A 14,074-nucleotide genomic window follows, 5' to 3' on the forward strand; every position below is an offset into this window, starting at 1 on the left:
TGCTTATTTAACAGCGTCTTTCAACGCTTTACCAGACACAAACGCTGGCACATTGGCAGCAGCAATTTTGATTTCTTTACCGGTTTGTGGATTGCGGCCCGTGCGCTCATTGCGATGGTTGACCTTAAACGTACCAAAACCAACTAATTGTACTGCATCACCTTCTTTCAGAGACTCGGTAATTGCCGCCAGCGTTGATTCCAAGGCTGCTTTAGCCTGAGTTTTTGACAGATCAGCTTTGTCCGCAATTACATCAATCAGTTGAGTCTTATTCATAAGTTATCCTTACAGTGTGTTTATCGCTTGCTAAGCATCGAGTGCGAGGGATATGCCCTTCCCATTTAGGGTATGGTAGCACTCTCCTGCATACACGCACCGACAGCCACTTTTTTTTACGCCTCCCCAAATGTAGACCAGACGGGGTGCGAATGTGAAGCCTTTAGACAGGCCATTTACGGCCTTAAATCACGTTTTATCACGTTATTGATGCAAATTTATCCCGATGTTACTACTCCCTGCCTCGCGCAGATCGGAACGGAGCCCTTTAATCAGCTCAATATCACGTTCTTCACAAGCCGCCAATAGGCGAAAAATCTCCCATTGGATGTCCCATTCTTCTTCAACTGCAGGCAAAACCTTGAGCTCATCGTCTGTCATTTCTTTGCCCGCTTGCGTCATTTCCAACATCGCAACCGTGCGAATAGACACTTCGCTAATTGCTATCGCATGTTCGAGTGTAGCACCACTTAAACGAGAATGAATGAGCTCACCCAACGCAATACAGGCATCAATAGCGGGATAGACGCCATAAATATCGTAGTCTTCAGCCGTAGGAACCGCTTCTTCCAACTTTTCCAACTGGCTATCGAAATTAACCTTCGCCTCTTTAACGACCAGTGTTTCCCATATCAAATCGAGGATGCGACGGTAGACCATCGCATCGCCAAAGCCCGTTTGACGACAGAACTCGTGGTAGTTGGGATACATACGCTCACAAAGGCATGCCATAAATGTGACATGCTGCCAGCTCGTCAGCTTTTCCAGACGTAAATGAATGGGATTACGTAACATTTTTATGCTCATTAACGGCGACGGACGGCAGTGTACCTGAAATCATAGTGACGCCCTATGCCTGAATTCCTAAAGTTTTACGACAACACGTTAGCGGCTTTCTGCCGTTGCCAACGCACAAATGCGGGACGATTTGACGCGACAGCATCTGCCCAACGAGTCGGCTCCGGTAAACGGTAGCCGCGCATACAGGATTGTACCCAGCGCAATGCACTATCCTGACTGACTCGATGCCCCGTCGCCACAAATAGCGGATTACAGCGCGCCTTGCTGCGCCATACCCAGCCAATCTGCTCGCCTTTATCCAGTAGCGGCTGCTGGCTGCCGACGCTCTCCGCCAACGGTTCAAAACGGCCACACAGCCGACTTTTCGCTACGCCAATCGTGGGGACATCAATCAATAGGCCAAAATGGCTGGCGACACCGAGACGGCGGGGATGGGAAATCCCATGCCCATCGACAAACAACAGATCGGGCTTTTGCTCAAGCAATGCCCATGCAGCTAACAGCCCAGGGCATTCGCGAAACGAAAGAAAACCGGGGATGTAGGGCATCGTCGTGCTGATACGCGCAATCTTGTATTCTACCAGCTCCAACGAAGGATAACGCATTACCGCGATTGCAGCGCGCGTTACCGCCCCTTCCTGCTCAAAACCCACATCGGCCCCGGCGATGAATGCAGGCTGCCCAAAAGGCAAATCATCGTATCGGATGATTTCTGATGCGCGGGCCAGTTGTTCGGCTCGTAATCGTTGTGTATCAATCACCTCACCTCCAGTGAATCATACGTGATAAGGACGAGACAACCGGTGCACCGCTTCAACAAAGACGCCAGCGTGCTCCGGCGGCACGTCCTGATGAATGCCGTGACCCAGGTTAAAAACATGCCCGCTACCTGCCCCAAATTCGGCCAGGATCGATGCGACTTCTTGTTCGATCCGAGCAGGATCGGCATAGAGCATAGATGGATCCATATTTCCCTGTAGGGCCACTTTATCGCCGACTCGACGGCGCGCATCGGCCATATCGCTTGTCCAGTCCAGCCCCAGCGCGTCACAACCCGTTTCTGCCATTGCCTCCAGCCACTGACCGCCGCCTTTGGTAAAGAGCGTCACTGGCACGCGGCGGCCTTCACTCTCGCGCTGTAACCCATCAACAATCTTACGCATATAATTCAGAGAGAACTCACGGTAGTCTCGCCCGCTCAACACACCGCCCCAGGTATCAAAAACCATGACCGCCTGCGCGCCTGCGCGAATCTGTGCGTTGAGATAAAGAATGACGCTATCGGCCAACTTATCGAGCAGCAGATGTAATGTTTTAGGCTCGGCGAACAGCATTTTCTTGATGACGGTAAAGGCTTTACTGCTGCCGCCTTCAACCATATAGGTCGCCAGCGTCCAGGGGCTGCCCGAGAAACCGATCAACGGCACTTCACCAGCGAGGTTTTTACGGATCGTCCGCACTGCGTTCATCACATAACCGAGCTCCTGCTCAGGATCGGGAATCGGCAGATTCACCACTGCGGCATGAGATGTAATCGGAGATTGAAAACGCGGGCCTTCCCCTGCTTCAAAGTACAACCCTAAGCCCATCGCGTCAGGAATAGTCAGGATATCGGAAAAAAGAATGGCCGCATCCAGCGCATAGCGTCGTAACGGTTGTAGCGTGACTTCACAGGCTAGCTCTGCATTTTTACACAGCGCCATAAAATCCCCGGCCAGTGCGCGGGTTGCTTTGTACTCCGGCAGATAGCGCCCCGCCTGGCGCATCATCCACACGGGGGTAACATCCACAGGTTGGCGCAATAACGCCCGTAGATAGCGATCGTTTTTCAGGTAGGTCATGTTCTTTTCCTTTCAGCCTTATGCCGTTCACATCACCTAAAGATGCGGTGGAATAGCGTCACAATAAGGCCAACGTTTTATGACGTGAGTACAGTCTGTATCCACATCATTTATGGGGCAGATAATCTCACCTCAGTCTGCGTTTTCATGATGAGCACGACATAACACCACCGTGTCCTCAATAAGTCGACGCGCTACGGTACCCGGAGGTGGCAGCAGGGGAAGTTGGTCATAACGGAACCAGGCAGCATCGCGCAGCTCTTTCGGATCGTGCTTAACCTCTCCTCCCGCATAATCAGCCATAAATGCCATCATTAATGAATGCGGAAATGGCCAGGGCTGCGAACTCACGTAGCGCAGATTTTTTATCTGAATTTGGCTCTCTTCCATCACCTCACGCGCCAACGTTTGCTCCAGCGTTTCGCCCACTTCCACAAACCCAGCCAGTACGGTATACATATTTCCACGATGCCGATGATGCTGCGCCAGCAAAATTTCCTCTCCACGACGAATCGCAACGATGACACAAGGCGCAATCTGCGGATAATAGCGTTCTTTACAGTGACGGCATAAACAGGCCAGTTCCGTGTTGCTCCGCACCATTTGATGACCGCAGTAACCGCAAAAACGATGAGAGCGGTAGAACTCTGCCAACTGTACGCCTCGCCCCACTAGCTGGAATAAATTCACGTCCTGATCGAGTAACTGGCGAACCGATACCATATCGGCCTCCCGCGCCTGACACACCAGCCAGACAGGCTGAGCATGCCATTCGCCGATTTGGCGGGCGCGTTGCCCCTGCAACGACCACGCCATCGCCGTTCCGCACGGTAATTCCCCTTGAGGCAGCCAAACCTGTACCGCGTCGCTTACGACCCACCAGCCGGTTTCATCACCTTTCAGCGTCTGTTCCATATCTTTTTATTGCTCCACCGCCACTTCACTGGCATTTTACATTTGGAGTGATTACCTAAGTTATATAACTGGAATTGCAGTTATTCTTACCTTCACGGAGTCAACCATGCTAAACCAGCTACAAAGTCTGACTGAACACGTTGGTGGCAATAATGCGTTAATCGACCAATGGCTACAAGCGCGGAAACAGCTTCTCGTGGCTTATTATCATCTGGTCGGTATCAAACCGAAAAGAGAGGCATTGTCTGCTCTGGACGACACGGCATTGGATAACTTTTGCCATAATTTGGTGGATTATCTTTCCACTGGACACTTCCATTTATACGAAAAGATGCTGCATGAAGCAGCGACCCACAGCGAATCACTTTTAGCACATTCAACCCAACTCGATATTGCCCTGCAAAATAACACACAGCACATTATGACGTTTTACGATAGTCATCTAATGACTTCTATCGACCATGATAACTATCTTGAATTCCAGCGGGCACTCTCCTGCGTCGGAGAAGCATTGGAAACGCGCTTTACGTTAGAAGACAACATGATTCGTCTGGTTTACGACAGCTAGCCACCAACCAAACGGGTTTCATTACCGGCGCTGACAACAAGGCTCGCTTTGACATCCGCGTTTTACCGTCATACAGTGTGAGGGTTTTATTCGTCCGTTTAATAGACGGACAATCTTGTCGGAGTGCCTAGCGTGCTGGTGTTTCCTTTAGAAACCTTGAGCACACAGGCTGAGACCGTTAATTCGGGATCCGCGGAACCTGATCGGGTTAATACCTGCGAAGGGAACAAGAGTAATGCACCTCATTGAGATCGACGCCAGCACGGCGAGTCGCCACTGACTCCTCTTGCTGTTCGAATCATAATTACTCCCTCCGAACTCCAGACAAGCAATCTTCCCTATCACGTATACAGGAACTTGCTATGTCTACAGAACCAACCGCATTGCCAACATCGGGTCGCCGCGAGCGGCGCGCCGCCGCCCAGCAGTTTATCGATACGTTGCAGGGAATGGCTTTCCCCAATTCCAAGCGCATTTACCTTGCGGGCTCACGTGACGACATTGCCGTACCGATGCGAGAAATTCAGCTCAGCCCGACGCTACTTGGCGGCAACAAAGATAATCCTCAGTACGAAGCCAATGAACCTATTCCGGTTTACGACACATCAGGACCTTATGGCGATCCCGCTGCCCAGCTTGATGTCCGCGTTGGCCTAACAAAACGACGCGCTAGTTGGATTGCCGAACGTCATGACACCGAAGCGCTCTCCAGCGTCAGTTCCAATTTCACTCAACAGCGTCTGGCTGATGCCGGGCTGGATCATCTACGCTTTGAGCACCTACCTCGACCATTACGTGCCAAAGCGGGTAAATGCGTCACACAACTCCACTATGCGCGGCAGGGCATCATTACGCCAGAAATGGAATTTATCGCCATTCGTGAAAATATGGGGCGTGAGCGCATTCACGGTGATGTATTACGCCAGCAACATCCGGGACAAAGTTTTGGCGCTCATTTGCCGGAAAACATTACACCGGAGTTCGTCCGTCAGGAAGTGGCCGCCGGACGTGCGATTATTCCTTGCAACATCAACCATCCGGAATCGGAACCGATGATAATCGGCAGAAACTTTCTGGTGAAAGTAAACGCGAATATCGGTAACTCCGCCGTCACGTCTTCCATTGAAGAGGAAGTGGAAAAACTGGTCTGGTCCACCCGCTGGGGCGCGGATACGGTGATGGATCTCTCGACCGGGCGTTATATTCATGAAACCCGCGAATGGATTCTACGTAACAGCCCGGTGCCTATTGGGACAGTCCCTATCTATCAGGCGCTGGAAAAAGTGAATGGGGTAGCGGAAAACCTGAACTGGGAGATGTTTCGCGATACGTTGCTAGAGCAAGCGGAACAGGGCGTGGACTATTTCACCATCCATGCGGGCGTATTGCTACGCTACGTGCCGATGACGGCCAAACGCCTGACCGGCATTGTCTCACGCGGTGGCTCGATTATGGCGAAATGGTGTCTGTCACATCACAAAGAGAGCTTCCTGTACGAACACTTCCGTGAAATCTGTGAAATCTGCGCCGCTTATGACGTCGCGCTATCGCTAGGAGACGGATTGCGTCCCGGCTCCATTCAGGACGCCAACGATGAAGCCCAATTTGCCGAGCTACATACGCTGGGTGAACTGACCAAAATTGCCTGGGAATACGACGTACAGGTCATGATCGAAGGCCCCGGCCACGTCCCGATGCAGATGATCCGCCACAATATGACGGAAGAGCTGGAGCACTGTCACGAAGCGCCATTCTATACGCTTGGCCCACTGACTACCGATATCGCGCCGGGTTACGATCATTTTACATCGGGTATTGGCGCGGCGATGATCGGCTGGTTCGGTTGCGCCATGCTTTGCTACGTTACACCGAAAGAGCATCTCGGTTTGCCAAATAAAGAAGATGTCAAGCAGGGGTTGATTACCTACAAGATCGCCGCCCACGCGGCCGACCTGGCGAAAGGGCACCCCGGCGCGCAGATCCGCGACAATGCGATGTCCAAGGCGCGTTTCGAATTCCGTTGGGAAGATCAGTTTAATCTGGCACTCGATCCTCAAACGGCGCGCGCCTACCACGATGAAACCCTGCCGCAGGAATCCGGTAAAATCGCCCATTTCTGCTCGATGTGCGGCCCTAAATTCTGTTCCATGAAAATCTCGCAGGAAGTGCGTGATTACGCGGCGAAACAGGAAGCGGAGGCTAAGCCGATTGACGTCGGCATGGCGCAGATGTCGCGAGAATTCCGCTCCCGAGGCGGGGAGATCTACCACAGCGCCATCAGCCTGCAAACGGAGGACAATAAATGACCTTCTCTCACACCGCGATGCCTTTTCCCCCAACCGAACAACGGCTTGGCCTCTATCCTGTTGTGGACAGCGTGGAATGGATTGAGCGCTTATTGCGCGTTGGGGTAAAAACAATTCAGCTACGAATCAAGGACCTACCCGATGAACAGGTCGAAGACGATATCGTTCAGGCAATAGCGTTAGGTCGCCATTATGAGGCTCGGCTGTTCATCAACGATTACTGGCAATTAGCCATTAAACATCAAGCCTATGGCATTCATCTGGGTCAGGAAGATCTGGATACCGCCGACCTGACCGCGATTAAGCGCGCGGGCCTACGCTTAGGCGTTTCTACACACGATGATCGTGAATTAGCGCGCGCGGTGGCGATAACCCCCTCTTACATCGCGCTTGGACATATTTTCCCTACAAAAACGAAAGAGATGCCTTCCGCGCCACAGGGGCTGGCCGAACTGACGCGACATATCGCCGAGCTGCAGGGCCGTTTTCCTACGGTGGCGATCGGCGGGATCGGCATCGATCGCGTTCCCGCGGTGCTGGCAACGGGCGTCGGCAGCATTGCCGTCGTCAGCGCCATCACACAAGCACCCGACTGGCGACTGGCGACCGCGACGCTGCTCAACATGATCGAAGGGCGGGAGGCATAACATGGTCATGGTAATGAATCCTCTCCCTGCGCCAGACACGTTAAGCGACAGCGAATTCATGCGTTACAGCCGTCAGCTCATGCTGGAAGAGATCGGCCCGGAAGGCCAAGGGAAACTCAAAGCCGCCCGTGTTCTGCTGGTGGGGTTAGGTGGACTAGGCTCGCCAGCCGCGCTCTATCTGTCCGCCGCTGGGGTCGGCACACTGTTGCTTGCCGACGATGACACACTGCATATCAGCAATCTGCAACGCCAAATTTTATATCGTACCCGTGACACCGATACGCCCAAAGCCGTGTTAGCACAGCGTCAGCTACAGGCGCTAAATCCCTATTCGCAAGCGCTCGCACTGACCGAACGGCTCAGCGGCGCCGCATTAGATAGCGCCGTTAGCCGTGTCGACTTGGTACTGGATTGCAGCGACAACATGGCCACGCGCCATGCGGTTAACGCTGCCTGCGTGAACGCAGGTAAACCGCTCATCAGCGGAAGCGCCGTCGGTTTCAGCGGCCAGCTTGCGGTATTCATGCCGCCTTATCTCTCTGGCTGCTACGCCTGTCTGTATCCTGATACGACCGAGATACAACGCAACTGTCGTACCGCTGGCGTACTCGGGCCGGTCGTCGGAGTAATTGGCGCCCTTCAGGCGCTGGAAGCAATCAAACTGCTGGCAGGCATGCCGTCTGCGCTGGACGGTAAGCTAAAGATGTTTAACGGCAAACAGCAGAGCTGGAACACGCTCCAGCTCACGCGAGCCTCCCATTGCCCGGTATGTGGAGGGACGCCGTGCGCATCACACTGAATGATGAACCCTTTGACGTCCCGGAAACGCTCACGGTCGAGGCGCTATTACATCAGATGGACCGACTCCAGCCAGGCACCGCGCTGGCCATCAATCAAACCATTATCCCGCGTGACACCTGGTCACAACATCAGGTGCAGGACGGTGATGATATTTTGCTTTTTCAGGCAATAGCAGGAGGATGACATGCTACACATTGCCGATACATCATTTACGTCACGGCTACTCACTGGCACAGGGAAATTCGCTACGCCAGCGCTAATGCTGGCGGCACTGAAAGCCTCCGGTTCGCAGTTAGTCACCATGGCGATGAAACGGGTAGATCTGAATAGCGGCAACGACGCCATTCTCGCCCCGTTACGCCAGCTCGGTATTCAATTGCTGCCCAATACATCAGGGGCCAAAACCGCGGAAGAGGCCATTTTTGCCGCTCGACTGGCACGTGAAGCCTTGGGTACGCATTGGTTGAAGCTGGAAATCCACCCTGATGTCAAATACCTATTACCCGACCCCATTGAAACACTGAAAGCCGCCGAACGGTTAGTCAAAGAGGGATTCACGGTACTGCCCTATTGCGGCGCCGACCCGGTGCTGTGCAAGCGACTGGAAGAGGTTGGTTGCTCGGCGGTGATGCCGCTCGGTGCGCCTATTGGCTCCAATCAAGGGCTACAAACGCGTGATTTTCTACGTATTATCATCGAGCAGGCTCGCATTCCGGTGATTGTCGATGCGGGCATTGGTGCGCCCAGTCAAGCCACCGAGGCGCTGGAAATGGGGGCCGACGCCGTATTGGTCAATACGGCTATCGCCGTTGCCCGCGATCCCGTTGCAATGGCCAACGCTTTCCGACTGGCGGTCGATGCTGGTTCACTTGCTCGTCAGGCAGGTTTGGGAAGTAAACAGTTTGCCGCCAGCGCTACCAGCCCACTGACCGGCTTTTTACACCAGCAGACGGAAGGAGCAGCACAATGAATGTTGATTTTGCAACCGTCTGGCAGCAGCTCGACTGGGATGATTTGACGCTACGTATCAATGGAAAAACCACACGCGATGTTGAACGCGCGCTAGCTACGCCGCACCTGACGCGTGACGATTTCATGGCGCTCATTTCACCTGCCGCGAGCGCCTATCTGGAACCTCTCGCCCAGCGGGCGCAACAGCTTACCCGCCAGCGTTTCGGCAATACGGTGGGTTTCTATGTGCCACTGTATTTGTCCAACCTGTGCTCAAACGACTGTACCTATTGTGGCTTTTCGATGAGCAACCACATTAAGCGCAAAACGCTGGACGACGCCGAGATCCTCCGTGAATGCGCCGCGATCAAGCAACTCGGTTTCGAGCACCTGCTCTTGGTGACTGGCGAACACCAACGTAAAGTGGGAATGGATTATTTTCGCCGCGTCTTTCCACTCATTCGTCCACTGTTCAGTTCGTTGATGATCGAAGTTCAACCCTTGTCGCAAGAGGACTACGCCGAGCTGAAAACGCTAGGGCTGGATGGCGTGATGGTCTATCAGGAAACCTATCACCCGGCGACCTATCAGTTACACCATCTCAGAGGACAAAAACAGGATTTCCACTGGCGGCTTGCGACCCCCGATCGGCTGGGGCGAGCGGGGATCGATAAGATCGGACTGGGTGCGTTAATCGGCCTGTCCAACAGTTGGCGCACCGACTGCTACATGGTTGCGGAGCATCTGCTGCACTTGCAGCAACACTACTGGCAGAGCCGTTATTCGATCTCGTTTCCACGTTTACGCCCTTGTGCCGGCGGCATTGAACCGGCATCAATCATGGATGAAGCGCAGCTTATGCAGGTGATTTGCGCATTCCGTTTGCTGGCACCGGATATTGAACTATCGCTGTCCACACGCGAATCCCCTTACTTCCGCGATCATGCGGTTCCAATCGCAATCAACAATGTCAGCGCGTTCTCCAAAACCCAGCCGGGGGGCTACGCCGACGACCACCCCGAGCTGGAACAGTTTTCCCCGCACGATGCCCGACGCCCCGACGACGTGGCGCAGGCAATTATTCAGGCGGGCTTACAGCCGGTGTGGAAAGATTGGGACGGCTATTTGGGACGCGTCAACGAATCTATATAAGAAACACACGGTGACCCGCCGTCTCCCCTTCCGGGTCACCGTGCCACATCGCATAAGGCAATAACTTAACCGCCGACGACACGCTGCAAGAAGGTTTGGCACTGGGCCAACTGGTCGAGCGCGATAAACTCGTCGGCTTTGTGCGCCTCAGTAATAGACCCTGGGCCGCAAACGATAGCCGGGATCCCCGCCTGCTGGAACAAACCCGCTTCCGTACCAAACGACAACGTATCAAAGGAAGTATGCCGACCAAGCGCCGCACTGCATAGTGCTTTTAACGCCTGTAACGAACCATCATCTTGTAACCCAGGATAAGCCGCGAGTGGTTCTAAATGGATATCGCCCTGCGCCGCCACCCGGCGCATTTCCGGCACCAGTTGTTCCTGCGCAAAAACCGCCAGTTCATCAGCGAGAAGGTGGTGATGAGTACCGGGTAATGGACGAATTTCAAAATCAAACTGACAATAATCCGGCACCACATTTACTGCCGTGCCACCAGACATCACACCAACCTGTACGGTCGACCACGATGGATGATATGACGCATTCTGTTCGCCGCGTTGCCAGTCGCGACTGCGTTGTCGTAAAAATAATACCAGTTCGGCAGCATATTCAATGGCATTAACACCGGCCTGCGGGTGAGAAGAATGCGCCGCCTGACCATGAATATGACAACGCCAGGCGCTTTTCCCCTTGTGAGCGGTGGCAACCCGCATCAAGGTCGGCTCACCAATGATGCACCCCGTTGGCCGCGCGCCGTCCTCCTTTAGTTGCGACAACAATCCCCTGACCCCGACACACCCTACTTCCTCATCATAACTGATGGCGATATGCACCGGACAGGCATCACGCTTGCGTGTAGCATGGATAAACTCAGGAACCGAAGCCAATACGCAGGCGATAAACCCTTTCATATCCGCCGTACCGCGCCCATACAGTCGATCGCCCCGACGGGTCAACGTGAAGGGATCGCTGGTCCAGGGTTGTCCGGCCACCGGCACGACATCCGAATGCCCGGAAAGACAAATCCCGCCCCGATCCTGCGGCCCGATAGTGGCATAAAGGTTGGCGCATCGACCATCCTCACTATATACCCGGCGTACCGGAATGGCGTAGTCGGCGAAATAGGATTCAACATAATCAATTAGTGGCAGATTAGACTGGCGACTCAGGGTGGGGAACCCCACCAGGGTCGCCAGAATATCCGTGGCGGAAGGCATCATATTATCCTCAGGGTTTAACAGCGATCACATCAATCTCAACCCACCATTCCGGGCGCGCCAGCGAGGTGATCATCAACCCAGTGGATACCGGAAAGACGCCCTTCAGCCAACGACCCATGATGTTGTATACCGTTTCACGATAACGCACATCCGTCAGGTAAACCGTAATTTTACAGATATCTTCCAGTTTGCTGCCTGATTCTTCCAACAGCATATTAATGTTAAACATCGCCTGCTCGGTCTGTGCGGCAACATCGCCAATTCCTACCGATTCCCGTGTATCGAGATTCTGACCAATCTGACCACGTAGGAAGACCATATTTCCGGCGACAACCGCCTGACAGAGGTCATTATTGAGGTTTTGCTCTGGGTAGGTCTCTTGAGTATTAAACGGCCGAATGCGAGTATGAACCATGATCTTTCTCTCCTGGTAAACCTGTCTTTAATTGCGCTGAATGACCGTCGGGGTACGCCCGACGAGGTAGAAGAATATTTACTGCGTGAAATTAGGATAAAAACTGTTTTAATTCATCGGTTTGAGGGTTATCGAATATATCCTCCGGCGAACCGACTTCATGCACCTTGCCTTGATGCATAAAGACCACCCGATCGCTGACCTTACGGGCGAAGTTCATCTCATGCGTGACCATAATGATCGTCATGCCTTCCTGTGCCAGTTTCTCCACGACTTGCAGTACCTCGCCGACCAATTCGGGATCCAGCGCCGAGGTTATCTCGTCACACAGCAACACCTCTGGATTCATCGCCAATGCCCGTGCTATCGCCACTCGCTGCTGCTGGCCGCCAGAAAGGCTATCCGGCCAGAAATCAAATTTCTCCGCTAGCCCAACGCGCTCCAGAAGCTGACGCGTAATCCGTTCCGCCTCCCCCGTCTGCATTTTTTTCACCAGCGTGGGGGCCAGCATGATATTTCGACTTACCGTCAGATGCGGAAATAAGTTAAAGCTTTGGAAAATCATGCCGACGTTTTGACGTAATTCGCGCATGGCTGCCGGGTTATCCTGCTGAATGGCCTGCCCATCAACGGTCAACGTTCCCTGTTGAAACGCCTCCAACCCATTGATACAGCGTAGTAGGGTACTTTTCCCCGACCCGCTTTTACCGATGATGCATACCACTTCACGGCGTTTCACCTGTAAGTCGATCCCCTTCAACACTTCATTGTCGCCAAAGCGTTTATGCAGGCCGTGAATACGTACTAATGAAAAGTTGTCTGGTGTCTGGCTGATATCAGTCATGGCGCTGACCTCCCCGGTTTAACCGTTTCTCTAAGTGCCGACTCCACCACGAGAGCGGAAAGCACAAGATGAAATACAAGATGGCCACGCTGCCGTAGACCAAAAAAGGCGAAAATGTTGCGTTGGCAATAATTTGCCCGGAACGCGTGAGTTCGACAAAGCCAATCACCGAGGCCAGCGCGGTTGCCTTGACGGCCTGCACCATAAACCCGACGGTGGGAGCGATAGCGATCCGCAGCGCCTGCGGCAGGATCACATAACGTAATTGTTCACCGAAAGACAACGCCAGACTGGCAGCCGCCTCCCATTGTTGGCGAGCGATCGCGTTGACGCTACCGCGCCAAATTTCGGTCAAAAATGCGCTGGCATACAGCGTCAGACAGATACTGGCGGCAAACAGCGGTGACGTTTCAATGCCGAATAGCCCTAATCCGAAATAGGTCAGGAACAATTGCAGTAGCAACGGCGTTCCCTGAAAGAGGTTGATGTAAAGCACCACAAACCGCTGTAACCAGGCGCGTTTAGAGAGGCGTAAAACCAGTAAGATACCGCCAACGATGCCTCCGCCGATAAAGGCAATAGCCGACAATCCCACGGTCCAGCGCAGTGCCAACAGCAAATTGCGGTAGATATCCCACAACGTAAAATCACTCATAGCGTATTCCTGCCATCAACGGCCAAAAATAAAACGTGGTCCTAACCAGCTCAGAAATTGGCGTACCGCCACGGCGAGAGCCAGGTAGATCACTGCCGCAATGATGTAAGATTCAAAATTGCGAAACGACCGGCTGGCGATCAGATTGGCGCTGAACGACAACTCCTCGGTGGAAATCTGGCTGCATACCGCAGAGCCCAGCATGATGATAATGACCTGGCCGATCAGCGACGGCCATACGCGAGACAGCGACGGCGGCAGAATGACTCGGGTAAAGATCTGCCAACGGTTTAATGCCAGGCTCTGCGCGGCTTCAATTTGCCCTCGCGGTGTCGTTTCGATACCGGCGCGGGTAATTTCTGCCGCATAAGCGCCCAGATTCAATACCAGCGACAATACACTGGCCGAGACCGCTGACAATTGCAGGCCAATAGCGGGCAACCCAAAAAAAATAAAAAACAGTTGCACGATATAGGGGGTGTTACGAAACAGTTCCACATACCCACCCACCACAATGCTTAACCAGAGCGGGCCATTTGCCCGCGCCCAGCCGCCAGCGATCCCCAATAGCAAACCGAAGAGTGTGGCAATAATCGTCATTACTAGCGTCATTAGCGTCCCAAACAGCAAGAGTGGCCACTGCTGGAGCACCGTCATAAAATCAAACACCATTTTCAGG

At 53.4% G+C, this 14,074-nt stretch carries 17 protein-coding genes and 1 riboswitch; of the genes, 7 read left to right on the forward strand and 10 right to left on the reverse strand.

Features of this window, described 5'->3' with window-relative positions; translation table 11 throughout:
* Positions 1-3 precede the first annotated feature (3 nt).
* The 5 genes from hupA to nudC form a co-directional block, all read right to left on the reverse strand.
* The gene (gene hupA, locus RFN81_RS16610) at positions 4-276 is read right to left on the reverse strand and encodes a nucleoid-associated protein HU-alpha (RefSeq protein WP_011091875.1); all 273 of its coding nucleotides are present in this window, start codon (positions 274-276) and stop codon (positions 4-6) included.
* Positions 277-480: 204 nt separating this feature from the next.
* Positions 481-1,071: a YjaG family protein gene (locus tag RFN81_RS16615; RefSeq protein ID WP_264496869.1), complete on the reverse strand. Its 591-nt coding sequence runs from the start codon at positions 1,069-1,071 to the stop codon at positions 481-483.
* 77 nt (positions 1,072-1,148) lie between these two features.
* Positions 1,149-1,838 carry a deoxyribonuclease V gene (gene nfi, locus RFN81_RS16620; protein ID WP_264496870.1) on the reverse strand — a complete coding sequence of 230 codons (690 nt, stop codon included), beginning with the start codon at positions 1,836-1,838 and terminating at the stop codon, positions 1,149-1,151.
* 15 nt (positions 1,839-1,853) lie between these two features.
* Positions 1,854-2,918, reverse strand: a complete 1,065-nt coding sequence (gene hemE, locus RFN81_RS16625; RefSeq protein ID WP_264496871.1) for a uroporphyrinogen decarboxylase — start codon at positions 2,916-2,918, stop codon at positions 1,854-1,856.
* Positions 2,919-3,050: 132 nt separating this feature from the next.
* Positions 3,051-3,833: an NAD(+) diphosphatase gene (nudC, locus tag RFN81_RS16630; protein WP_264496872.1), complete on the reverse strand. Its 783-nt coding sequence runs from the start codon at positions 3,831-3,833 to the stop codon at positions 3,051-3,053.
* 106 nt (positions 3,834-3,939) lie between these two features.
* Here nudC and rsd point away from each other — a divergent pair, with 106 nt between their 5' ends.
* From rsd to thiH, 7 genes are all read left to right on the forward strand, one after another.
* Positions 3,940-4,401: a sigma D regulator gene (gene rsd, locus RFN81_RS16635; RefSeq protein ID WP_264496873.1), complete on the forward strand. Its 462-nt coding sequence runs from the start codon at positions 3,940-3,942 to the stop codon at positions 4,399-4,401.
* Between the two features lie 109 nt (positions 4,402-4,510).
* Positions 4,511-4,644: riboswitch (TPP riboswitch) on the forward strand.
* Between the two features lie 119 nt (positions 4,645-4,763).
* Positions 4,764-6,707 (forward strand): phosphomethylpyrimidine synthase ThiC, encoded by a 1,944-nt coding sequence (gene thiC / locus RFN81_RS16640; protein WP_319800185.1) that lies wholly within the window; start codon positions 4,764-4,766, stop codon positions 6,705-6,707.
* Positions 6,704-7,354: a thiamine phosphate synthase gene (gene thiE / locus RFN81_RS16645; RefSeq protein ID WP_264496874.1), complete on the forward strand. Its 651-nt coding sequence runs from the start codon at positions 6,704-6,706 to the stop codon at positions 7,352-7,354. Before thiC ends, thiE begins: the two co-directional genes overlap by 4 nt.
* Before the next feature lie 7 nt (positions 7,355-7,361).
* Positions 7,362-8,153: a HesA/MoeB/ThiF family protein gene (locus tag RFN81_RS16650; protein WP_264499024.1), complete on the forward strand. Its 792-nt coding sequence runs from the start codon at positions 7,362-7,364 to the stop codon at positions 8,151-8,153.
* Positions 8,138-8,338, forward strand: coding sequence for a sulfur carrier protein ThiS (thiS, locus tag RFN81_RS16655; RefSeq protein ID WP_264496875.1), 201 nt, complete (start codon positions 8,138-8,140; stop codon positions 8,336-8,338). Before RFN81_RS16650 ends, thiS begins: the two co-directional genes overlap by 16 nt.
* A 1-nt stretch (position 8,339) precedes the next feature.
* Positions 8,340-9,125 (forward strand): thiazole synthase, encoded by a 786-nt coding sequence (locus RFN81_RS16660; RefSeq protein ID WP_264496876.1) that lies wholly within the window; start codon positions 8,340-8,342, stop codon positions 9,123-9,125.
* On the forward strand, positions 9,122-10,258 hold the full coding sequence (gene thiH / locus RFN81_RS16665) for a 2-iminoacetate synthase ThiH (protein WP_264496877.1): 1,137 nt from the start codon (positions 9,122-9,124) through the stop codon (positions 10,256-10,258). Before RFN81_RS16660 ends, thiH begins: the two co-directional genes overlap by 4 nt.
* Positions 10,259-10,323: 65 nt before the next feature.
* Here thiH and argE read toward each other — a convergent pair whose 3' ends face one another.
* The 5 genes from argE to RFN81_RS16690 form a co-directional block, all read right to left on the reverse strand.
* Positions 10,324-11,481, reverse strand: coding sequence for an acetylornithine deacetylase (gene argE / locus RFN81_RS16670; protein WP_264496878.1), 1,158 nt, complete (start codon positions 11,479-11,481; stop codon positions 10,324-10,326).
* 7 nt (positions 11,482-11,488) lie between these two features.
* Positions 11,489-11,899, reverse strand: coding sequence for a RidA family protein (locus RFN81_RS16675; RefSeq protein WP_264499025.1), 411 nt, complete (start codon positions 11,897-11,899; stop codon positions 11,489-11,491).
* 88 nt (positions 11,900-11,987) lie between these two features.
* A complete protein-coding gene (locus RFN81_RS16680) occupies positions 11,988-12,740 on the reverse strand; it encodes an amino acid ABC transporter ATP-binding protein (protein ID WP_264496879.1) in 753 nt (250 codons plus the stop codon).
* A complete protein-coding gene (locus tag RFN81_RS16685) occupies positions 12,733-13,395 on the reverse strand; it encodes an amino acid ABC transporter permease (protein WP_264496880.1) in 663 nt (220 codons plus the stop codon). The genes RFN81_RS16680 and RFN81_RS16685 overlap by 8 nt, the downstream gene beginning before the upstream one ends.
* A gap of 15 nt (positions 13,396-13,410) precedes the next feature.
* A complete protein-coding gene (locus RFN81_RS16690) occupies positions 13,411-14,067 on the reverse strand; it encodes an amino acid ABC transporter permease (protein WP_264496881.1) in 657 nt (218 codons plus the stop codon).
* Positions 14,068-14,074: the final 7 nt, after the last annotated feature.

The sequence above is a fragment of the Pectobacterium cacticida genome (genome assembly GCF_036885195.1).
In the GTDB taxonomy this organism is placed as follows: Bacteria; Pseudomonadota; Gammaproteobacteria; order Enterobacterales; family Enterobacteriaceae; genus Pectobacterium; species Pectobacterium cacticida.